Origin of the sequence: Amaricoccus macauensis, from assembly GCF_014201905.1 — a bacterium.
GTDB lineage: Bacteria > Pseudomonadota > Alphaproteobacteria > Rhodobacterales > Rhodobacteraceae > Amaricoccus > Amaricoccus macauensis.
The window spans coordinates 687,028-708,125 of sequence record NZ_JACHFM010000002.1; the positions used below are offsets into that span (position 1 = coordinate 687,028).

Here is a 21,098-nt window from a genome sequence, read left to right on the forward strand (position 1 = left end):
TTAGCCCAGCCGCGCCGCGCGTTCAAGCCAAGGCGGCGTCACGGAAGCTGGAGCAGTCCGGCGACGAGGAGCGCACCGGCGAAGATGAGGCCGGCATCGCGATTGGAGCGAAAGAGCATGAGGCAGTTTCCCGGATCGTCGATGTCGAGCCGGCGGAGCTGCCAGACGAGATGGGCCGCGAAGCCCGCGACGCCGAGGAGTGCCACCACCCGCGCGGTGGGGGGCAGGCCCGCGGCCAGCACCGCGCAGGCGGCAAGGAGTGCCGAAAGCACGAGGAAGCCGCCGATCCACTGCTTCGTCCTGGTGCCGAACAGGCGCGCGGTCGATTTCACGCCGATGAGCGCGTCGTCCTCCTTGTCCTGATGGGCATAGATCGTGTCGTAGAACAGCGTCCACGCGATGCCCGCCACATAGAGAAGGATCGGCGCGAGCGCGAGGCTCCGGGCGTGCGCGGTCCAGCCGAGCAGCGCGCCCCAGTTGAAGGCGAGCCCGAGGAAGACCTGCGGCCACCAGGTGAACCGCTTGGCGAAGGGATAGATCGCGACCAGCGCAAGCGAGCCCACCCCGAGCATCACCGCCTGCGGCGGGAAGGTGAGCAGGATCGCGAAGGCGACGAGCGCCTGGGCCACCATCCAGATGGCCGCGCCCCGCGGCGTCACCTGCCCCGAGGGCAGCGGCCGGGAGCGGGTCCGGGCGACGGCGGCGTCGAAGTCGCGGTCGGTCAGGTCGTTCCAGGTGCAGCCGGCCCCGCGCATGAGGATCGCGCCAAAGCCGCTGCCGATCAGCAGCCAGAGATCATAGAGCCCGGGCCCGCCGTCCGCCGCGGCGGCGAGGAGCACGCCCCACCAGCAGGGCAGCAGCAGGAGCCACGTGCCGATCGGCCGGTCCGCGCGCGAGAGCCGCAGGTACGGCCGGGTGGCCGCCGGGGCGAGATGGTCGACCCAGTTGCCCTTGACCGCGTCCGAGACCGATCCGCCCGGTCCTGCGGCCCCGTGCCCGCCGGAGTCGTGCCCGTTTGTTCCACTCGCTGCCATACCTGCCGACCGCCCTTTCCACGCCCCTCCCGCTCGGCGTACTGTCGCACGGAGCAGGGGCGGTCTTTATGGCAGAAGTCGAAGGAAAGATCAGGCTCTTTGTCGAGGCGCCGCTCGGGCCGGACGCCACTGTCGCGCTGGACCCTGCACAGGCGCATTATCTCTTCGCGGTGATGCGGCTGGGGCAGGGGGATCGTGTGGCGATCTTCAATGGCAGGGACGGCGAATGGCTCGCCGAAGTCGCCTCCGTCGGGAAGCGGATCGGCACGCTCGCGGTTGTGGCGGCCGGCCAGCCGCAGCGGGTACCGCCCGACGTCTGGCTGATCTTCGCGCCGATCAAGAAAGCGCGCACGGATTTCATCGTCGAGAAGGCCGCCGAGCTTGGCGCCGCGCGGATCCAGCCGGTCTTCACCCGGTTCACCAATTCCGAGCGCCTGCGCCCGGAGAGGTTGCGGGCCCATGCCATCGAGGCCGCCGAGCAATGCGGCGAGACCTATGTGGCGGACGTTGCCGAGCCGGTGAAGCTCGCGGCGCTGCTCGACGGCTGGGATCCGGCGCGGCGCCTCATGTTCTGCGACGAGGGACGGACGGCGCGGCCTGCTGCCGAGGCGCTGGCGGATGCGCCGCGCGGTCCGTGGGCAATCCTGATCGGGCCGGAAGGCGGCTTTGCCCCGGAGGAGGTGGCCCGGCTCCGGGCAATGCCATGGGTGCTGCCCGTGACGCTCGGCCCGCGCGTGCTCCGGGCCGACACGGCGGTCTGCGCCGCTCTCACGATCTGGCAGGCGACGCTCGGGGACTGGCCGGCGGAGGGCGGGGGGTGAGCTTTCTTCGGCCCGAGCTGCAGGCGCGCCTCCATGTGTGGGGCGAATCGATCATCTGGGGCGGGCTGACGCTCATCGGGCTGGGGCTGATCTTCCGTGGCTATCAGGAGGTCGCGCCGCTCTCGTTCATGCTCGGCCTGCTCTGCGCGGCGTCGGGGCTCGGCTTGCTTATGCCAGCGATCCGCCGGGCGCGGCTTGCGTCCCAGACGCCGGCCGAAGGGGTGGTGGTGATCGACGAGGCCCGCATCGCCTATCTCGGGCCACGCGACGGTGGATTCGTCGATCTGCCATCGGTCACGCGGGTCGAGATCGTCACCCGGCCGCATATCCCGCCGGCCTCGGCGCATGCCTGGGTGATCACCACCGAAGACGGTGAACGGCTGACGATCCCGCTTGGGGCGGAGGGAGCCGATCGGCTTCTTGACGCCCTGAGCCCACTCCCCGGCATCGACTTCGACGCCGGCATCGCCGCGGTCCTTTCCCGTCGACCGGGCAGGGCGGTGGTCTGGCGAAAGGCGGGCTGAAGCCTTCCGCAGGTTGGCGACCTGCCTAGACCGGCGGCAGGTCGCCCGCCAGCCGCTCCGCGTCAAAGGCGGCGGCGAACTCCGTGAGCCTGCCTGCCGCGATCGCAGCGCGAAGACCGGCCATCAACTCCTGATAGTAGTGAAGGTTGTGCCAGGTGAGGAGCATGGACGCGATGATCTCGCCGGCCTTCACCACGTGGTGGAGATAGGCGCGGCTGTAGCCGGTGCAGGTCGGGCAGGTGCAGTCCGGGTCGAGCGGCCGGGGGTCCTCGGCGTGCCGGGCGTTGCGCAGATTCACCTGTCCCCGCCGGGTCAGCGCCTGTCCGGTCCGGCCCGAGCGGCTCGGCAGCACGCAGTCGAACATGTCGACGCCGCGCTGTACGGCGCCGACGATGTCGTCGGGCTTGCCCACGCCCATCAGGTAGCGCGGCCGGTCGTCCGGCAGCGCGCCGGGGGTGTAGTCGAGCACCCCGAACATCGCCTCCTGACCCTCGCCGACCGCGAGGCCGCCGATGGCATAGCCGTCAAAGCCGATCCCGCGCAGCGCCGCCGCCGATTCCTCGCGCAGCTCCCGCGTCACCCCGCCCTGAACGATGCCGAAGAGCATGTGGCCGGGCCGGTCGCCAAACGCCTCGCGCGAGCGGGCCGCCCAGCGCATGGAGAGCCGCATCGACGCCGCAACCGCTTCCTCGGTGGCGGGCAGCGCCGGGCACTCGTCGAACGCCATGACGATGTCGGAGCCGAGCAGCCGCTGGATCTCCATGCTGCGCTCGGGCGAGAGGTGGTGCGTCGAGCCGTCCACGTGGCTTTTGAAGGTCACGCCTTCCTCGGTGAGCTTGCGCAGATCCGCGAGGCTCATCACCTGAAAGCCGCCGGAGTCGGTCAGGATTGGCCGGTCCCAGTTCATGAAGCGATGCAGCCCGCCGAGGCGCGCCATGCGCTCGGCACCCGGACGGAGCATCAGGTGGTAGGTGTTGCCGAGCAGGATGTCGGCGCCGGTGGCGCGCACGCTCCCGGGCAGCATCGCCTTCACCGTGGCGGCGGTGCCGACGGGCATGAAGGCAGGGGTGCGGATCTCCCCACGCGGCAGCGTGAGCGTTCCGGTGCGGGCGCGGCCGTCGCGGGCGGCGATATGAAAGGCGGTCGTTGACATGCCTCCCCATAGCCGCCCGCCGTTCCGTGGGCAAATGCTCCCGCGGCGACCAGTCCGGCCGCCGCGGACCCGGCCTCAGGCGGCGAGCAGCTCGTCGGCGGGTCCGAAGAACTCGTAATGGATGCGCGAGGAGGCAACGCCCGCCTGCGCGAGGGCCGCGACGGCCGCCCGCAGGAACGGACGCGGGCCGCAGACGTAGTAGTCCGCCACGTCGGCAGGCGTGTTCGTCACCAGCCATTCCTCGGTGATCAGCCCGGCATGGTCATAGTCGCGGCCGGCAACCTCGTCGGAAAGTGGCGTCTGGTGAAAGTTGGTGACGCGAACGTCCGGCGCCCTGGTGGCGAGGTCGTCAATGTGACCGCGCATGGCGTGGGTATCGCGGTCGTGGGTGCCGTGGATGTAGTAGATCGGTACCCCGGCGCCTGCTTCGACCAGCGACTCGAGCATGGCGACCATCGGGGTCAGCCCGACGCCACCGGAGAGCAGGACGACGGGCCGGCGGGGCGTGCCATCGAGGAAGAACTCGCCGGCCGGCGCCCCGACCTTCAGGATCGAGCCCGCCGCCTGCTCGTGCAGCCAGCCAGACGCAAGGCCCATGGGCTCACGCTTGACGCTGATGCGATAGGTCTCGCCGTTTGCCGCCGCGGAGATCGAATAGTTCCGTTTCGCCGCGGGATGCCCGGGGATGTCGAACCAGAAGGTCAGGTACTGGCCGGGCGCATGCCGCATGACCGGGCCACCATCGACCGGGCGCAGGATGAACGACTTGATGACACGACTTTCGCGGACGACCTCCTCGATGCGGAAGTCGCGCCAGCCGTTCCAGCCGCCGGGCGCCTCGGCCTGAGCCGTGTAGAGCCGCTTTTCCCGGGCGATGAGGATACCGGCGAGGAACCAGTAGGCTTCGCCCCACGCGAGCAGCACCTCCTCGGTCGCCGCATCGCCGAGAATGTGCCGGATCGCGCCGATGAGAGCGCTCGCCACATGCGGATAGTGCTCCGGCAGGATCTGAAGGCCGACGTGCTTCTGCGCGATGCGCTCCACCGCGGGCGCGAGGGCCGAGACGTTGTCGATATTGCTCGCATAGGCGAGGATCGCGCCGGTCAGGGCCCGCGGCTGCGCGTCGTTCAGACCCTGGTGGGACTGATTGAACAGGTCCCGGATCTCGGGATCCTGGAACATCCGGTCGTACATCTCGCGCACGATGTCGAGGCCGCGTGCCTCAAGCGCGGGAACGGTCGCCTTGACCAGTTCGATGGTGCGGGGGCTGAGAGGTTCGCTCACCGGATAGGTCTCCCTGGAAATGTCTCGTCCGGAGCTCGCGGCCGGGGAGACTGGATAATCATGCATGTGATATGCACATATCGAGCCGTCGAAAAACATGCAACCCGATTGCATCGATTCCCGGAGGCGTAAGATGCGGCTGACGCGCTACAGCGACTATGCAATGCGAGTCCTGCTCTACCTCGGGCAGCGGCCCGACCGCTTGTGTTCGGCCGCTGAAATATCAAAGGCTTACGGGATCTCACAGAATCATCTGATGAAGGTCATCAACGATCTGGTACGAACGGGGTATCTGGCGAGCGTGCGTGGACGCAGAGGGGGGGTGCGACTCGCCATGCCGCCGCAGGAGATTTGCATCGGTGCGGTGATGCGTCACACCGAGCAGGATTTCGATCTGGTGGGGTGCAGCACCTGCCTCGTGGCGTCGGCCTGCGGGCTCACCTCGGTGCTCGAAGAGGCGGTGGCGGCCTTCCTCGGCGTGCTCGACCGCTACACTCTCGCGGACGTTCTGGCACGTCGCGGGGGCTTTCTGGACCTGCTGAACGTCGATACCGAATAGCGTCCGGCCGCGCAGGTTCTCCCGCGCCATGGCCCGACGGGTTCGGCCTCAGTCGCAACTGCTCCATGAAGTGTCGCGCGAGTGCGCGCATACAGGTTCGCGTTGTGCATGACGGCGGGATCGCCTATGTGCCCTGCCAGAGCGAGTGGAAGGGTCGATGGCAGCCAGCCTGATGTCGAGCATCGTCAAGCCGGTGCATCCCGAGGGACCGAAGTTCCTCGCGATCGCGGCGGCGATCACGTTGCTTCTGTTCATCTTCACCGATGAACTGGTCGGCGTGGCCGGCCTCGCGGTGACGGTCTGGGTCTACTACTTCTTCCGGGATCCGCCCCGGGTGACGCCAACGCGAGAGGGGCTTGTGGTGAGCCCCGCCGATGGCGAAGTCTCGATGATCGCTCCCGCCGTGCCTCCCGCAGGACTGAACCTCGGGCCGGAAGCGCGGACCCGCGTCAGCATCTTCATGAGCGTCTTCGACTGCCACGTGAATCGCACGCCCTGCGCGGGCACGGTGACGGCGGTCGATTACCGGCCGGGCAAGTTCCTGAACGCGGCCCTCGACAAGGCGAGCGAGGACAACGAGCGCAATGCCGTGGCGCTGCGCCTCGCCGACGGGCGCGACCTTGCCGTGGTGCAGATCGCCGGTCTCGTGGCCCGCAGGATTCTCTGCACGGTGAAGCCCGGCGACGTGCTCGCAACCGGCGAGCGGTTCGGCATGATCCGCTTCGGATCGCGGCTCGACGTCTACCTGCCGGACGGCGTCGCGCCGATGGTGATCGTTGGCCAGCGCGCCGTTGCCGGCGAGACGGTGATCGCCGATCTCGCCTCGCCTGAGGCGCCGCGCGCGGGCGAGGTTCGCTGATGCGCGAGATGCGGCGGCCCCCGGAAAACCTGCCGTTCCTGCAACTCGTGCCGAATCTCGTGACGATTCTCGGGCTCTGCGCCGGGCTGACGGCGATCCGCTTCGCCTTCCTTGGCCGCTTCGACCTGGCGGCCGGCCTCATCGTCTTCGCGGCGGTGATCGACGGCTTCGACGGGCTTCTCGCGCGCAAGCTGGACGCGGCCAGCCCGATGGGGGCCGAACTCGATTCGCTCGCCGATTTCGTCGATTTCGGCGTGGCTCCGGCGATCGTGGTCTATCTCGCGGCCCTCTCCGGCATCGGTGATCTCGGCTGGACCTTCGCGCTGGTCTTCGCGGTCTGCTGTTGTCTGCGCCTTGCCCGGTTCAACGTGAACCGCGACGTGCCCATGGAGGGGCGGGCGCATTTCGTGGGCGTACCGGCACCCGCCGGCGCGTTGCTCGGGCTCCTGCCGGTTTTCCTGATGCTCGCGGGCGTCGTCGATGCGAGCGAGCTGCCGTGGGTTGTCGCTCCCTGGCTCCTGCTCGTCGGGCTCCTGATGGTGAGCCGGATGCGCACCTTCTCGCCCAAGTCGCTGCGCATCCCGCGTGAGCGCTCCAAGTTCATCCTGGTCGCGGCCGCGCTCCTCGTCGGGCTGACGCTGACCCGGTTCTGGTTGTTTCTGGTCTTTTTCGATGTCGCTTACGCGGTCCTGCTCGTCCATGCGGCGGTGGTGTCCCGGCGGCACAGCCGCTGAAGGGAGAACTCATGGAAATCGACGCCGTTCGCAGCTCCTACCGTCGATGGGCGCCGGTCTATGACGCCACGTTCGGCGCGATCACCGGCGTCGGGCGGCGCCGGGCGGTCGAGCACATCAACCGTCGCTCGGGCTCCGTCCTCGAGGTCGGCGTGGGCACCGGGCTGTCGTTGCCGAACTATCGCTCGCACCTGAAGGTGACCGGCGTCGACTATTCCGCCGAGATGCTCGCCAAGGCCCGGGAGCGGGTGATGGACCAGGGACTCGACCATGTGGTTGGCCTGCGCGAGATGGATGCCCGCGCCCTCGATTTTCCCGACGGCACCTTTGATACCGTGGTCGCCATGTACCTCGTTTCCGTGGTGCCCGAACCCGAGAAGGTGGTGGCCGAAATGGCGCGGGTCTGCCGGCCCGGCGGCGAGGTTGTCGTGCTGAACCATTTCGCCCGTGACGAAGGCACCGTGGCCCGGCTCGAGCGCGGCCTTGCCCCCTTTGCCGACAAGATCGGCTGGCACTCGGACTTCTCCATGGAGCGGGTGCTGGGATGCCGCGCCCTCGAGGTGGTCGAGAAGCGCACCGCGCCGCCATTCGGCCTCTTCACGCTGCTGCGCTTCGAGAAGCGGGCGCACGCCGACGCCTGACACGGGTTCCCGGGGTGCCGATGCCTCCCCGTGTGACGATGCGACGCCGATCCCGCCGGGAATTGCCCCTCATTCCGCACCCGGGGGTTGCATCGCCGCGCTGGCTGCGATCCGCTGGACAGTAACCGCCGGTTGACCCCGGCCTGTCCCGGGAGAGAGCCAATGACAGCCGTGCGCAGCTTCGAGACGCCACGCGAGGACGGCCTCGGCCTTCGGCGCATCGAAAGCGGGTCGGGGGTGAGGGCGGCGCTCCTGCCAAACGGCTGCATCTTCGGGATCGAACACCGCAGCGGGACCGGCCGGACCCTCATTACTCAGATCGAAGGCTCGGAACTCGACGGCGGCATTGGCCGGTTGTTCCTCCGGCTTGGATCGCCGGGCGACCGGCAGGTCATCGAGGCGGTCGGGTCGGAAGCGCGCGTCCAGGTCGCTGTCGGGGACGACCGCTTCATCTGGGAGGGCGAGGGCGCCGGCGTCCGGCACCGGGTAACCCTCTGGCTGCATCCCGAGGAACGGCTCTGGCTCTGGCACGTCGAGGCGACGAACACCCGTGCAGAGCCTTTCGCCTGCGACGCGACTCTGGTGCAGGACATCGGCATCGGTGGCCGCGGCTTCATCATGAGCAACGAGGCCTACGCCTCGCAGTACATCGACCACCACCCGGCCCGGCATCCCGCCGCCGGGTGGGTGGTGATGAGCCGGCAGAACCTGGCGCAGGGTGGTGCCTACCCGTGGGTGGCGCACGGCTGCCGCGAGGGGGGCGCTTCCTTCGCGACTGACGCGCGCCAGCTCCTCGGACCGGAGTACCGCGATGCCGGACGCATCGACCCGGAGCAGGACCTGCCCGGCGCCCGCCTGCAGCACGAGGTGGCCTGCCCGATGATCCGCTCCGCGGCCGTGACACTCGCGCCCGGCGAGACCGCGGTCTGGAGCTTCTTCGGGATCTTCGACCCTGACCACCGGGCGGCATCGGGAGATACCGACCTCGGGCGGATCGATGCGGCGCTGGCCGCTCTCGACGCTTTCGAGCCCCGTGAGATGCCCCTGACCGCCCCGGCCCGCAGTCTGTTGCAGGACGCAGCACCACTCGCGGGTCAGCCGCTCACCGCCGACGCGATCGACGCCCGCTATCCCGCGCGCACGGCAGAGGAGCGCGACGGCAGCCGGCTCCTGTCGTTCTTCCTCGCCGAGGGCGCGCTCAACCGCCACGTGGTGCTGCGCGAGAAGGAACGCCCGCTGCCGCGCCGGCATGGGGCGATCGTGCGCACCGGGCAGGGGATGCTGCTCGACGAGACCACCATGTGCACGACGGTCTGGATGCACGGGGTCTTCGGCTCGCTGCTCTCGGTCGGCAACACGTCCTTCCACCGGCTGTTCTCCGCCTCGCGTGATCCCTACAACATCACCCGCTCGGGTGGCCTGCGCCTCCTCATCGAGACCGAAGGCGGCTGGCGGCTCCTCGCCGAGCCGTCGGTTTTCGAGATCGGCCTCTCGGACTGCCGCTGGGTCTATGTGCTCGACGACCGGACCGTGACGGTCGAGGTGGTGGCCTCTGGCGATGATCCGGCGCTGCAATGGCGGCTCGCGGTCGAGGGCACTCCCTGCCGCTTCCTCGTCTCCGGCGGGATCGTGCTCGGCGAGCGCGAACTCGACAGCTCCGGTCGCGTCGAGATCGACGCCGGCCGCCAGCGGATCGCCTTCCGGCCGGATCCGGCCGGGCTCTGGGGCAAGACCTACCCCGATGCGGTCTACCACCTCGTCACGGCGACGCCGGATGCGGTGGAGGCGATCGGCGGCGACGAGTTGCTCTTTGCCGACGGGACCCGGCGCGGCGGCGGCTTCGTGGCGCTGCGCACCCGGCCGACCACAGCGCTCGAATTCTCCGTCGTCGGCGTCCTCGCCGATCCTGAGGGGGCCGCGCGACTCGCGGACCGGTATGCCGCCGGGGTGCCGTTGGCGGACGGTCTCGCCTCTGCCGCGCGCTACTGGACCCACGTCACCCGCGGATTGCGGCTCCGTGGCGGTGCGAACGCCGAGGCGGTCGACACGTTCTTCCCGTGGGTCGCGCAGAACGCCATGATCCACCTCACCGTGCCGCACGGGCTCGAACAATCCGGCGGCGCCGCCTGGGGCACCCGCGACGTCTGTCAGGGGCCGGTCGAGTTCCTGCTGGCGCTCGATCACGATGGCCCGGTCCGCGAGATCATCCGCACCGTCTTCGCCCAGCAGTTCGAGGCCCGCGGCGACTGGCCGCAGTGGTTCATGCTCGAACCCTACGGCCGGATCCGCGACCGCCACAGCCACGGCGACGTCATCATCTGGCCGCTGAAGGCGCTCTGCGACTACATCGAGGCAACGGGCGACGTGACGCTTCTCGACGAGGCAGTGGCCTGGCGGAACGACGAGGACCTGACCGCGACGACGCGGCATGATCCGATCTCGGCGCACGTGGAAAAGCTCCTCGCCACCGTGCGCGACCGCTTCATTCCCGACACCCACCTCATTCGCTACGGCGAAGGCGACTGGAACGACTCGCTCCAGCCGGCCGACCCGAACATGCGCGACTGGATGGTGTCGAGCCGGACGGTGGCGCTGCTCTTCCAGCAGCTCGAACGCTATGCGGCAGTCCTCGCGCGGGCCGGCCGCGGCGGCGACGACCTCGCGGCGCTGGCCGAGGCGATCCGCACCGACTTCGACCGCTGGCTGGTGCGCGACGGCACCGTTGCGGGCTATGCGCTCTTCGAGCCGGGCGCGGCAGAGCCTGAGCTGCTGCTGCACCCGAGCGACAGGCGGACGGGGCTCCACTACTCGCTTCTGCCGATGACGCAAGGCATCGTGTCCGGGCTCTTCGACGCGGAGGCGGCGCTGCACCACCAGCGTCTCGTCGCCGGGCACCTGACGTTTCCCGACGGGATCCGGCTCATGGACAAGCCGGTTGCCTACCACGGTGGGCCGGAGCACATCTTCCGCCGGGCAGAATCTGCGGCGTTCTTCGGGCGCGAGATCGGCCTGCTCTACATCCACGCCCACCTGCGCCACGGCGAGGCGCTGGCAGCCCTCGGTGAGGCGGAAGGCGTCTGGCAGGTGCTGGCGGCGGCCAACCCCGTCGTCGTGGCCGACCGGGTGGCAAACGCCGCGCGCCGGCAGCGCAATGCCTACTTCAGTTCCAGCGACGCCGCATTCCCCGATCGCTACAGCGCCAGCGCCGACTGGCAGCTTGCCCGCTTGGGCGAGATCGCGGCGGACGGCGGCTGGCGGATCTACTCGAGCGGGCCGGGGCTCTTCACCAATCTCTTTCTCTGCCACGCCTTCGGCCTGCGCCGTCGGCCGGACGGCCGCAGGGCGGCGCCCGTGCTGCCGGCCGGCATGGGGCCGGTGACGCTCGACTGGGAGATCGACGGCCGCCCCGAGACGTGGGTGCTCGGGGCCTGACGCGCCGGGTGGCCGGTCAGACCATCGGCACCGGGTCGAGGTGCGGGCTCGAGAACCCGAGCCGGCGCAGGCCGACGGAGATCTCCGGGCAGCTCATGAACAGCCGCCAGAGCAGGCCGCTCCGGGCGTTCTCGATCATCACGACGATCGGCCCCTGGTCGATCGCGAGATGCGAGTCGGCGTACCAGTCGGCGGTTTCGCTGAAGGCGTCGATGAAGCCCAGTTCGCGCCAGAGCCGGTCGCCGAGATCGCCGTGGAAATGCCGCAGTGCCGCCATCGACGCCTCCGGCGCGTAGGGAAAGGCCGAGAGCGCGGCGGTCGGCGTGATGACGCCGCAATCGTTCGTCGGCGAGTGCGCATCATAGCCGTGCACGCTGTCACTCGCGGTCAGGCCCCAGCAGTCGGGGCCGTAGCCGACAAAGCCCTTCGGGTTCGAGATGCAGTAGGTCCGGTTCACCTCGGTGTGGGCGACGTTCTGCGCCCAGTAGTCGGCGTAGCGATCGCTCAGGCCCCGCGGGTCGAGGCCGAGGAAGGAGTACTGCGACAGGAACAGCGGGCCGCCGCCCACCGGACCGAGCGGCAGGGTGATGCCCTCGAACGTGCGCCCGCTCAGGAAGTCCCGCCCGTCCGCCCAACCGCGGTGGTAGACCTCGGGCGAGACGGCATAGCTCGGCGACGACGCGGCGAGAACGTAGGTGATGAGACACTCGTTCCAGCCCCGGATCTCGTGGTTCATGCTCCAGCCGTTGTTCGGGCTCCAGTGCCAGGTCAGCACGTTGCGCCCGTCGCGGGTGTGCCAGTCCCATTCGGCCTCGCGCCACATCCAGTCGATCGCCGAGCGGAGCCGGGACTCCTCCGGGTCGGCACCGTCGAAGAACTGACGCGCCGTCAGAAGGCCGGCGAGGAGGAACGACGTCTCGACGAGATCGCTGCCATCGTCCTTGCGGCTGAAGGGAATGGTCTTGCCGGTGTCACCGTTCAGAAAGTGCGGCCAGATGCCGTGGTAGCTGTCCGCCTTGAGCAGGAAGCGTGCCATGGTCCAGAGCCGGTCCACGGCGGCGGCGCGGTCGATCCAGCCGCGCGCGACGCCGACGATGATCGCCATGATGCCGAAGCCCGAGCCGCCGGTCGTTACCGCCTCGAGGCCATACTTTGCCGTGACGTTGCTGCGCTCGCGGGCGAGGCCGCAGACGGGATGGGCGAAGTCCCAGAAGTAGCGCAGGGTCTGCCGCTGAACCAGATCGAGCAGGGCCTCGTCGTCCGGCGAGGGGCGCCATCCAGAGGCGGACGGCAGGTTGGTGTCGGGCAGCAATGGTATTCCTCCGGTGCCGGCGCGCGGTCCGTATCGTAGCCGCATTCGCCACGGCCGGGCTACTGCAGGCGGAGCGTCGGGGCAATCGGCGCGAGGAGATCGACCATCGGCTCGTCCCGCGGTTCCGGCTCCGGCTCGTCGGCGACCGCGCTTGCGAGCGCGAGCGACGGAGTCAGGACCAGCGTCTGGTTGTAGAATGGCCGCCCCGAGGGATCGACGGGCGCGGCACTGGTGTGCAGGACCGACAGGATCACCGCCCCGGGCAGGCGCTCGTCGAGGGCCAGGTGGAAATCCGCCGCCGCGTTCACGTCGAGGGCGGAGGTGGATTCGTCGAGCAACAGGACGTCGGGCTCCTGCAACAGCATCCGCGCCAGCACAAGCCGCTGCTTCTGGCCGCCCGAGAGGACGTCGCGCCACGGGCGGCCGCCGTGCAGGGTCTCGTCGATGTCGCGGATGAAGCCGCCGAGGCCGGCGCGCGACAGCACTTCCGCGACGGCGAGCCGGTCATAGGCTTCCGTCACGCGCCGGGGATAGGCGACGAGCTGGCCGAGGCTGAGATGATCGGGCAGGTCGGGCTCCTGCGCCGCGAGGAACACCCGCGCGCCGGCCGCCACGCCGATCTGGCCGCTGCCATAGGGCCAGAGACCGGCGACAGCCTTCAGAAGCGAGCTCTTGCCACAGCCGCTCGGCCCGCTCACATGCAGCCGGTCGCCCCGGCGCAGCACGAGACGCGGCAGCCGCACGAAGGGCAGCGCGGTATGGCCGCGATGGCAAAGCTCGAGATCCTCGAGCACCAGCATCGGCCCGGCGATGAGGTCGCGCCGCCGGAAGTCGCTCCGGCCGGTCTCGGCATAGAAGCGGTCGCGGTCACGCACCCGCTCGATTGCCGCGGCGAGGGCGGTGAGGCGCGCGGCATTGGCGCGCAGCACGGCGATTTCGGTCATCACGTTGGTGAACCACGAGGCGCCGGTGATGAGCTCGGTCGTGAGCTCCGAGGCGGCGACGTAGGAGCGGAAGCTCATGTTGCCCGCCATGAACGCCGGCAGCGCCGGCACATAGGCGAGCAGGCGCTGGGAGAGGAAGTTCGTCACTTCGGTGAACATCAGCATGGTCGCCACCCAGATGTTCTGGTGGCGCCAGGCCTTGTCGATCGAGCTGTAGAGCCGCGAATTGGTGTCGCGCTGGACGAACTGGCCCCGGGACGCGGCGACGAGGGCGACGCGGTTCAGCATTGCCGCGAGCTCGCCGCGCCAGGCACCGTCGCTTTCCTGCCGCTCGAGGGTGCGCCGCTGCACGCCGCGCCCGACCCGCCACGCAAAGAATGTCACGATCGGCATGTAGAGTGCGACGAGTGCGAGCGCGAGAATCGCGGTGCCGAGATCGCCCGGCACGAGGTTGACGTATCCTGCGAGGGTCGGCCCGACGACTGCCGTGAGGCCCTGGTTCGCCGCCGCTCCCAGCCGGTCGAGGAAATCGACGGGCTGACTGCGGGCGACGAGCGCGATGGTGACGAACCACACCGATGCGACCGCGCCGATGAAGCCCATCACGAGGCCGATGAGCCCGCCGAACAGATGGTCCGTGCAGATGTCGAGGCGCTGGTCGATCGAGTCCGGCAGCCGGCCGTCATTGCCGGCGGAGCCACGGTCGCTCATCAGGTCGAGGGCGATGCGCTGGTCGGAGAGGATCTCGGCATCGAAGCGGGCGATCAGCCAGCGCCGTGCGCGCCGGTGCAGGGTGGTCGAGACGAGGTGGCGCAGGGCGAGGCCCGTCGAGCGGGAGAACGCGATGGCGAAGTAGCTAAGGCCTGAGAGAAGAATCACCCGCGCCGGATCGACGGCGTCCGGCCGATGGAACTCGGCCAGCGAGGCGATGAAATCGGCACTGGCGGTTGCGGTCCAGACGGCGGCCTTGCTGACGAGAAGCGTGATCGCGAGGACCACCGTGGTGAGCGCCCAGGCCTCGCGCCAGCGCTCCGAGAACCAGTAGGCCGAGACGAGGCCCCAAAAGGACGTGCAACGCTTCATCCCGGACGCCCCCGACTGGTGATCAGGGAGTCGCTTCCTGCCATGATGATCTGACCGTCGTTCATTTCCCCTTTTCTCCGAGGGGCCACCCCGCGAGAATCCTACGATCATGCGCGGGATCTTGCCGATAGCCATGTTAACTCTTGGTAAACCGATTGATAGGAATTCGTAAAAATCACCGGCTGAACGCCGCAGACACCGGGGAAAGTGTTGCAATGAGGAAACGCCTTGCGCGACCAGCACACGTCGGAGAACGTGCCTGGACCATCGCCTGCGGCATGACGTTGCGTCAGCTCGCGGGCCAGCTCACGTCGATCGACGCCGGCCGCTATCAGCAGCTCACCGGGGAGGATATCGCCCTCGCGGTCGCGCGCGGCGACATCGGCGGCACCGGGCTCGTCGGCGACCGGCTGAAGGAACTTCAGGAAGCCGCGATCGCCCACGGCCACCCGCCGCTGCTCGTCAAGGACGACGGCCGGCGCGGCTTCTATCAGATCGCGCCGTTCCCGCTCTACTGCTTCGACATGGAGACGGTGCGGCGGGCGCATGAGGAGGCGGCAGAGGACGCGCGCCTCGCCGGGGTGACGCTGATCCGGATCACCTGCGACTACGCCTTCTCCCAGAAGCAGGGGCGCACGCAGGAAGGCGGCATCGTCTCCGACCCGGTCTTCATGAGTGATGTGACACGGGCGAGCACCGAAGGGCTTTCGGGCACCGGACGGGTGGCGGTGATCCTGAAGCACCTCGGGCCCTACCAGTACACCGACGGGCCGGACTACACGGCGTTGCCGATCGAATGCGTCGAGTTCCTCGAGACCGTCCTCAGGCGCTACGACGGCGGCTTCGAGGCGGGTGCGCACGGCGTGATGATGAGCTTCGTCGCGCTGAACGGCGTGCCGGCCCACGCCGATCCGTTCCTGCGCGACATCACCAAGGAGCGCGCCGGGCCGGGGGCGATCATCGAGTCCGACTACGACGGGATCTACGAGCTCTATGGCGGCTTCGGCTATGCCGCGAGCCCGAAGGAAGCCGCGTTGCGGGGCTTCCGCGATGGCGGGGTCCACATCGATCTCTGCTCGCTGCTCTTCCTCGAACACCTGCCCGCCCTCGTCGAGGAAGGCCGGGTGAGCGAGGAAGACCTCATGGTCCGGGCCGCGGAGATGCTTGAGCTGAAGGACCGCATCGGCGTTCTCGACAACCCCATGCTCGGCACCGAGCCTGACCGCGAGGCGCGCCTGCTCGATCGCCCGGCGCCGGCCTCGCGCGCGCTTGCCCGCGCGTCCGTCGTCATGCTGCGCCCGAAGGAGCCCGACCCCGCGATCCTGCCGATCCCGGCCGATGCAAGGGTCTGCGTGCTCGGGCCACTCGCCGAGCAGAACCCGGAGGACTGGCTCGGCGCCTATTCGAGTCACGGCAACCGTCATCTGGAGATCGTGCGAACCCCGCTTGATGGCCTCCGGCGGTACTGGCCGGACGCGACCTACGCGCGTGGCTGCGACTACGACGGGGCGGAGGACGAGATCCCGGCCGCGGCGGAGCTGGCGCGGGGCGCGAGCCACGTCGTCCTCTTCCTCGGGGAGCGCTGGCAGTGGAGCGGCGAGTCCGCCGCCCTCGCCGATCCGCGTCTGCCGTATGTGCAGCGCCGGCTGGTGGACGCGGTCCGCGCGGCGAACCCGGACGCGAAGCTCGTGGTCTTCGTGACCGCCGGGCGCGCCCTGCACATCCCGGGCGAGATCGAGGCGGCGGCGGATGCGCTGTTCTGGACCGCGCAGACCGGCACCTTCGCCGGCGACGCGATCGCCGACATCCTCGCCGGCGTGGCCGATCCCACCGGCAGGCTTTCGCACGGGCTTCCCATGGCCGACGGCATCAACTCCGGCTTCGACACGCGCGTGGCGCGCACCGACCGCCCGGCGGTGCCGGTGGTGCCGGGCTCGGCTTTGCGCCGGCAGCGTCACCACTGGTGCGCCTACTATCTGGGCCTCGGGGCGCGCTGGCCGGCGAATTACACCTTCGGCGAGGGCTACTCCTATACCCGCTTCGCGCTCTCGGACTGGACGCTCGACGCCGGGCGGCTGTCGGTGGCGGAGGGCACGGTCCTGACCGCCAGCGTGCGGGTGACGAACACCGGCGCACGGCCGGGGACCGAGACGATCCACCTCTACCATCAGGACATGGTCTGCGAGGAGCGGGTACCGCGCCTGCTGGAGCGCCTCGGCCACCGGCAGATCCACCTTGCGCCGGGCGAGTCGGCGCAGGTGAGCTTCACCGTCACGCCGGAGATGCTGGCGAAATACGGGCGTGACTGGCAGGCGGGCCGCAAGGTCTGGCCCGACCTCGACCCGGCGGCCAACCCGGACCGCCTCTTCATCGTGCAGAACGAGGGTCAGGCGCTCGACGCGATCGAGCGCTTCGGCGACGCGCCCTGCGTGCTGCCGTTCATACTGGAGCCGTGAGATGACGACCTGGGTCTTTCCGCTCGCCGGCCAGAGCAACATGGTGAGCCGGGCCGACGCCGACGGCTCGGCGCCCTGGCCCGCGGGGGTGCGCTTCGTCACCCAGTCGGGCGAACTCGTCTCTCCCACGGCCGAGATCGCCACGCCCGAGGGCAACGGCGGGCCGTTCCTGATCGCCAAGTGCTTTGCGACCGACTTCCTCGCCAGTCACCCGGGTGACAGCATCGTCTTCGTCCCGGGCGCGGTCGGCGGGACCAGCTTCTGGAACCACCGCTGGAATCCGGGCGACGACCTCTATGACAACCTCGTCGAGCTGACGCGCGCGACCCTCGCCGAGCATCCCGACTGGCGCCTGCGCGCGCTGCTCTTTCAGGGGTTCGAGACCGACGCCTCGAACCAGATGCTGGCGACGACCTTTCACCGCGCCATCGACCGGTTCATCCGGGCGATCCGTGCGGATCTCGGCGCCGATCTGCCCATCGTCTTCGGGGAGCTTCCACCAGCCTTCGTGGGGGAGGACCCGGTGCGGGCGGCGATCCGCGACGAGGTGCGATTCGCGGCGGCGCGCTGGCCGTGGACCGCAGTGGTCTCGAGCCGGGAGCCAACGCTCGCGGAAGATGACGGCCTGCACTATACCACTGCCGGATTGCTTGCCCTCGGTCGCCGCTACGCGGCTGGTCTGGCTGCCGCCGAGGCGAATCGCGTGCCAGCAGCCGGAGTATAGCCCCGCGCCTGCTTCCCCGATTGGCCTCCGGGGAAGCTTCATGGCATGTGAAGGGATGGCAAGTCTCACCGAGCACTCCCGGCTTCCCGGCCCGACGAAGCGGCTGCGCAGTCTGGCGCGCGAGATCTACAACACGCCCGGACGGACGGCTCTCCTCTTTCTCGCCGCCGGACTCTTCATCGTCATCGTGCTGACCGCCGTGATGCAGGTGAAGCTCAACGCCTGGAACCAGCCGTTCTACGATGCGATCGAGCGGCGGAACTGGAATGAGTTCCTGCACCAGCTCGGGGTCTTCTTCCTGCTCGCCGCCGGCCTTCTGGTGCTGAACGTGGCGCAGACCGCCGCGAACCAGCTCATCCGCGTCCGGCTGCGTGATCTCGCCACCCGCGATCTCATCGGCAACTGGATGACCGAGAGGCGGGCCACGCGCATCACCCGCGCCGGTGAGATCGGCGTCAATCCCGACCAGCGCATCCAGTCCGATGCCCAGACCCTGACGGAATACACAACCGACCTCGGCATCGGCCTGCTGCAATCGACCATCCTGCTCGTGAGTTTCGTCGGCGTGCTCTGGATATTGTCGAAGGACGTGGTGATCCCGATCGGCGATCGCGATCTGGCGATTCCCGGATACATGGTCTGGGCGGCGCTGCTCTATGCCGCTTCCGGCTCGTTCATCTCCTGGCGCATCGGCCGGCCGCTGGTTCGTCTCGGCACGGATCGCTATGCGCGCGAGGCGGAGTTCCGGGCCGCGGTGGTGCAGGCATCGCAGCGCGCCGAGGGCATCGCGCTCAGCAACGGCGAAGCCGGCAGTCGCCGCGTGCTGGTCGCGAGCCTCGAGTCCCTCGTCGCCGTGCTGCGACAGATCGCCTTCGCGCGGGCGCGCCTCACCTGGGTGACGGCGAGCTATGGCTGGGTGGGGCTGGTCTTTCCGATCATCGTCGCGGCGCCGGGCTACTTCGCGGGCCGGCTGACGTTCGGTGAGCTGATGATGGTGGTCGGCGCCTTCAACCAGGTGCAGTCATCCCTGCGCTGGTTCGTGGACAACACCGGCACCATTGCCGACTGGCGGGCGACGCTCTTCCGGGTCATGTCGTTCCGCGAGGCGCTGCTCGGGCTCGACGCCGTCGAAACCGTGGATGGCGTCATCGCGCGCGAGGAGAGTGCCAACGATCGACTCGTGCTCGACGGGGTCAATGTCTGCACCCGACACGGCACGGTGGCGCTCTCGGACGAACTGGTCGAGGTCAGTCCCGGCGAGCGGGTGCTTCTTCTCGGCCAGCCCGGATCGGGGCGGACCTCGTTCTTTCTGGCAATCGCCGGGCTCTGGGCCCACGGCTCGGGCCGGATTGCCATTCCGCCGGATGCGGAAATTGCCTACCTCACCCAGCGTCCCTTCCTGCCGGCGGGCACGCTGCGCGAGGCGCTGGCGGGAGCGGGCTCCGGCGCAACGGATGACGAGGGTCTCCGCGCCGCGCTGGCGCGGGTCGGGCTCGACCGGCTCGCCGACGCCCTCGACCGGGCCGGGCGTTGGGATCTGGAGCTTGCGACCTCCGATCAGGAGCGCCTCGGCTATGCCCGGCTCATCCTCGCGAAGCCGAGATGGCTCGTCTCGGATGAGGGCCTCGATCCGACCGACGATCCGAACCGTGCCCTGATCCTGTCGATCCTGTCGCAGGAACTGGCGGAAACCACGATCGTCAACATCTCGCAGCGTCGCGAGCCGACTGGCTTCTATACTCGCGTCGTCGAGCTCGTCTCCAGTGACCCAGGTGACCGCGTGGTCACCGCATGTGCCGCGCAGATGAACGAAAGTCGCTGAGGCATCCACTGTGAGATCAAGGGTTTGCGGTCGGGTGACACTCTTGTGACTTAAGTGGCAAGGGACTATACACGCCCTCTGCTGAAGCTGGGAGCCGCCGGAATGATCCGCGAGAGACTGTCAAACGACCTCAAGGAGGCAATCAAGGCCCAGGAGTCGACCCGTGTCTCGACGCTCCGGCTGATCCTCGCGGCGGTCAAGGACCGCGACATCGCCGCGCGGAGCGAGGACACGACGGACGGCGTGCCGGACACCGAGATCCTCGCGATCCTCGGCAAGATGATCAAGCAGCGGCAGGAGAGCGCCCGCATCTACGAGGAAGCCGGCCGGCTCGATCTCGCGGAGCAGGAGGTCGCCGAGACCGACGTGATCCGCGCCTACCTGCCGAGGCAGATGAGCGGGGCCGAGATCGAGGCGGCGGTCGGTGCGGTGATCGCCGAGACCGGTGCGTCATCGGTACGTGACATGGGCAAGGTCATGGGGCTCCTGAAAACCCGCTACGCTGGCAAGATGGACTTCGGTGTGGCTGGCGCCGCGGTGAAGTCAGCGTTTCGATAGAGCGGCTGGCGCCGCCTTCGGTCGGTGTGCGACAAGGCCGGAGCGCATGACCGCGGGGGGCGAGGCATGAAGAAGCGACAATTCGGCCGCACCGAAGACGGTCGCGGCGTGGACGAGGTGGTCCTCGAGAGCAGCGAGGCCGCGATTTCGGTCCTGAGCTTCGGCGCCACCATGCGGGACTGGCGTGTCGATGGCGAGCGGGGCAGCCTGCCGATGATCCTCGGCTTCCCCACGCTTGAGGGCTATCTCCACCGCGCGAAGTCGCACGGGGCAGTCGTCGGACGGGTGGCGAACCGCACGGCCGGTGCCACCTTCGAGCTTGGCGGACAAAGGTACGAGCTGACCGCCAATGACGGGCGCAACCACCTGCATGGCGGCAGTATCGGGCTCGGGCGCCGGATTTGGGACATGGAGGTCGAGAGCGCCTCGAACACGGTCTATCTCGCCTATGCGAGCCCGGACGGTGAAGAGGGCTATCCCGGCGCGGTGGAATTCCGCGTCAGCCTGAAGCTCGACGGGCCGCGGCTCATCTGCGAGATGACCGGGCTGCCGGACCGCCCGACGCCGATCAGTCTCGCGAACCACAACTATTACAACCTCGGCGGCGCCGGGACGGTGAAGGACCATGTGCTCCGGATCGACGCGGACCGCTACACGCCGGTCGATGCGGAGCAGATCCCGACGGGCGAGATCCGCGAAGTCGAAGGGACACCGCTTGATTTCACCGAGGAGCATGAGGTCGGCGACCGCAAGCTCGACCACAATCTGGTGTTTCGCGCTGACCGGGACCGCAAGCGGCCGGCGGTGCGGATGCTCTGCCCGCGGACCGGAAGGAAGCTCGAACTCTGGAGCGACGAGCCGGGCTTGCAGGTCTTCGACACGTTCAACATGACGATCGAGGGCACCGGCCTCGACGGTCAGGTCTACGGTCCATACGCCGGGATCTGTCTCGAGGCGCAGCATTTCCCCGACACCCTGCACCAGCCGGAGTGGCCGGGAATCCTCTCGGCGCCGCATGCACCGTACTTCCAGCGGCTCGTGGTGGAGATTGGCCAAGAGTAGGACCTACGCCCGGGTCTAAAAGTGCTAAAATGCAACAAATAAGGCCATGCCTCCCAGCGGAGGCGGCCGAAGCCGGACGGGCACGTGTCGGGTTTT

Annotated in this window: 17 protein-coding genes; 12 read left to right on the forward strand and 5 right to left on the reverse strand. The window is 68.9% G+C overall.

All coding sequences use genetic code 11. From position 1 onward, the window contains the following. Positions 1–38 precede the first annotated feature (38 nt). On the reverse strand, positions 39–1,034 hold the full coding sequence (gene ubiA, locus HNP73_RS10805) for a 4-hydroxybenzoate octaprenyltransferase (protein ID WP_184148778.1): 996 nt from the start codon (positions 1,032–1,034) through the stop codon (positions 39–41). Positions 1,035–1,102: 68 nt separating this feature from the next. Between ubiA and HNP73_RS10810 the strand changes: the two genes are divergently transcribed. Further along, complete coding sequence (locus tag HNP73_RS10810) at positions 1,103–1,855, forward strand: 16S rRNA (uracil(1498)-N(3))-methyltransferase (RefSeq protein ID WP_184148781.1); 753 nt, start codon at positions 1,103–1,105, stop codon at positions 1,853–1,855. Then, entirely contained in the window at positions 1,852–2,379 is a 528-nt protein-coding gene (locus tag HNP73_RS10815) for a hypothetical protein (RefSeq protein ID WP_184148784.1), read from the forward strand. The genes HNP73_RS10810 and HNP73_RS10815 overlap by 4 nt, the downstream gene beginning before the upstream one ends. 25 nt (positions 2,380–2,404) lie before the next feature. On the opposite strand, the gene tgt is transcribed toward HNP73_RS10815, so the two are convergent. Together tgt and hmpA are read right to left on the reverse strand one after the other, a co-directional pair. Next, entirely contained in the window at positions 2,405–3,532 is a 1,128-nt protein-coding gene (tgt, locus tag HNP73_RS10820) for a tRNA guanosine(34) transglycosylase Tgt (RefSeq protein WP_184148787.1), read from the reverse strand. A 75-nt stretch (positions 3,533–3,607) separates the two neighbouring features. Continuing rightward, complete coding sequence (hmpA, locus tag HNP73_RS10825) at positions 3,608–4,816, reverse strand: NO-inducible flavohemoprotein (protein WP_184148790.1); 1,209 nt, start codon at positions 4,814–4,816, stop codon at positions 3,608–3,610. A 133-nt stretch (positions 4,817–4,949) separates the two neighbouring features. On the opposite strand from hmpA, the gene HNP73_RS10830 reads away from it, so the two are divergent. From HNP73_RS10830 to HNP73_RS10850, 5 genes are all read left to right on the forward strand, one after another. Then, a complete protein-coding gene (locus HNP73_RS10830; RefSeq protein WP_184148793.1) occupies positions 4,950–5,375 on the forward strand; it encodes an RrF2 family transcriptional regulator in 426 nt (141 codons plus the stop codon). 157 nt (positions 5,376–5,532) lie between these two features. Then, on the forward strand, positions 5,533–6,234 hold the full coding sequence (locus HNP73_RS10835; RefSeq protein WP_184148796.1) for a phosphatidylserine decarboxylase: 702 nt from the start codon (positions 5,533–5,535) through the stop codon (positions 6,232–6,234). Continuing rightward, on the forward strand, positions 6,234–6,968 hold the full coding sequence (gene pssA, locus HNP73_RS10840; RefSeq protein ID WP_246399723.1) for a CDP-diacylglycerol--serine O-phosphatidyltransferase: 735 nt from the start codon (positions 6,234–6,236) through the stop codon (positions 6,966–6,968). The genes HNP73_RS10835 and pssA overlap by 1 nt, the downstream gene beginning before the upstream one ends. An 11-nt stretch (positions 6,969–6,979) precedes the next feature. After that, positions 6,980–7,609 carry a class I SAM-dependent methyltransferase gene (locus tag HNP73_RS10845; protein ID WP_184148799.1) on the forward strand — a complete coding sequence of 210 codons (630 nt, stop codon included), beginning with the start codon at positions 6,980–6,982 and terminating at the stop codon, positions 7,607–7,609. A gap of 162 nt (positions 7,610–7,771) precedes the next feature. Further along, a complete protein-coding gene (locus HNP73_RS10850) occupies positions 7,772–11,041 on the forward strand; it encodes a cellobiose phosphorylase (protein ID WP_184148802.1) in 3,270 nt (1,089 codons plus the stop codon). Positions 11,042–11,057: 16 nt separating this feature from the next. Here HNP73_RS10850 and HNP73_RS10855 read toward each other — a convergent pair whose 3' ends face one another. Beyond that, entirely contained in the window at positions 11,058–12,353 is a 1,296-nt protein-coding gene (locus HNP73_RS10855; protein WP_221288460.1) for a glucoamylase family protein, read from the reverse strand. 59 nt (positions 12,354–12,412) lie between these two features. Then, on the reverse strand, positions 12,413–14,380 hold the full coding sequence (locus tag HNP73_RS23665) for an ATP-binding cassette domain-containing protein (protein WP_184148808.1): 1,968 nt from the start codon (positions 14,378–14,380) through the stop codon (positions 12,413–12,415). Positions 14,381–14,595: 215 nt separating this feature from the next. Here HNP73_RS23665 and HNP73_RS10865 point away from each other — a divergent pair, with 215 nt between their 5' ends. The 5 genes from HNP73_RS10865 to HNP73_RS10885 all read left to right on the forward strand — a co-directional run bounded on the left by HNP73_RS10865 (position 14,596) and on the right by HNP73_RS10885 (position 21,002). After that, positions 14,596–16,836, forward strand: coding sequence for a glycoside hydrolase family 3 C-terminal domain-containing protein (locus HNP73_RS10865; protein ID WP_184148811.1), 2,241 nt, complete (start codon positions 14,596–14,598; stop codon positions 16,834–16,836). Between the two features lies 1 nt (position 16,837). Further along, a complete protein-coding gene (locus HNP73_RS10870; RefSeq protein ID WP_184148814.1) occupies positions 16,838–17,560 on the forward strand; it encodes a sialate O-acetylesterase in 723 nt (240 codons plus the stop codon). 55 nt (positions 17,561–17,615) lie between these two features. Further along, positions 17,616–19,382, forward strand: a complete 1,767-nt coding sequence (locus tag HNP73_RS10875) for an ABC transporter ATP-binding protein/permease (RefSeq protein WP_184148817.1) — start codon at positions 17,616–17,618, stop codon at positions 19,380–19,382. A gap of 102 nt (positions 19,383–19,484) precedes the next feature. Beyond that, entirely contained in the window at positions 19,485–19,940 is a 456-nt protein-coding gene (locus HNP73_RS10880) for a GatB/YqeY domain-containing protein (RefSeq protein WP_184148819.1), read from the forward strand. A 66-nt stretch (positions 19,941–20,006) separates the two neighbouring features. After that, positions 20,007–21,002 carry an aldose epimerase family protein gene (locus tag HNP73_RS10885; protein WP_184148821.1) on the forward strand — a complete coding sequence of 332 codons (996 nt, stop codon included), beginning with the start codon at positions 20,007–20,009 and terminating at the stop codon, positions 21,000–21,002. Positions 21,003–21,098: the final 96 nt, after the last annotated feature.

Bases quoted from the DNA above. Each gene is read 5' to 3' on its own strand.
- ubiA (WP_184148778.1), bottom strand. From the start codon at position 1,034: ATGGCAGCGAGTGGAACAAACGGGCACGACTCCGGCGGGCACGGGGCC.
- HNP73_RS10810 (WP_184148781.1), top strand. From the start codon at position 1,103: ATGGCAGAAGTCGAAGGAAAGATCAGGCTCTTTGTCGAGGCGCCGCTC.
- tgt (WP_184148787.1), bottom strand. From the start codon at position 3,532: ATGTCAACGACCGCCTTTCATATCGCCGCCCGCGACGGCCGCGCCCGC.
- HNP73_RS10830 (WP_184148793.1), top strand. From the start codon at position 4,950: ATGCGGCTGACGCGCTACAGCGACTATGCAATGCGAGTCCTGCTCTAC.
- HNP73_RS10835 (WP_184148796.1), top strand. From the start codon at position 5,533: ATGGCAGCCAGCCTGATGTCGAGCATCGTCAAGCCGGTGCATCCCGAG.
- pssA (WP_246399723.1), top strand. From the start codon at position 6,234: ATGCGCGAGATGCGGCGGCCCCCGGAAAACCTGCCGTTCCTGCAACTC.
- HNP73_RS10845 (WP_184148799.1), top strand. From the start codon at position 6,980: ATGGAAATCGACGCCGTTCGCAGCTCCTACCGTCGATGGGCGCCGGTC.
- HNP73_RS10850 (WP_184148802.1), top strand. From the start codon at position 7,772: ATGACAGCCGTGCGCAGCTTCGAGACGCCACGCGAGGACGGCCTCGGC.
- HNP73_RS23665 (WP_184148808.1), bottom strand. From the start codon at position 14,380: ATGAAGCGTTGCACGTCCTTTTGGGGCCTCGTCTCGGCCTACTGGTTC.
- HNP73_RS10865 (WP_184148811.1), top strand. From the start codon at position 14,596: ATGAGGAAACGCCTTGCGCGACCAGCACACGTCGGAGAACGTGCCTGG.
- HNP73_RS10870 (WP_184148814.1), top strand. From the start codon at position 16,838: ATGACGACCTGGGTCTTTCCGCTCGCCGGCCAGAGCAACATGGTGAGC.
- HNP73_RS10875 (WP_184148817.1), top strand. From the start codon at position 17,616: ATGGCAAGTCTCACCGAGCACTCCCGGCTTCCCGGCCCGACGAAGCGG.
- HNP73_RS10880 (WP_184148819.1), top strand. From the start codon at position 19,485: ATGATCCGCGAGAGACTGTCAAACGACCTCAAGGAGGCAATCAAGGCC.
- HNP73_RS10885 (WP_184148821.1), top strand. From the start codon at position 20,007: ATGAAGAAGCGACAATTCGGCCGCACCGAAGACGGTCGCGGCGTGGAC.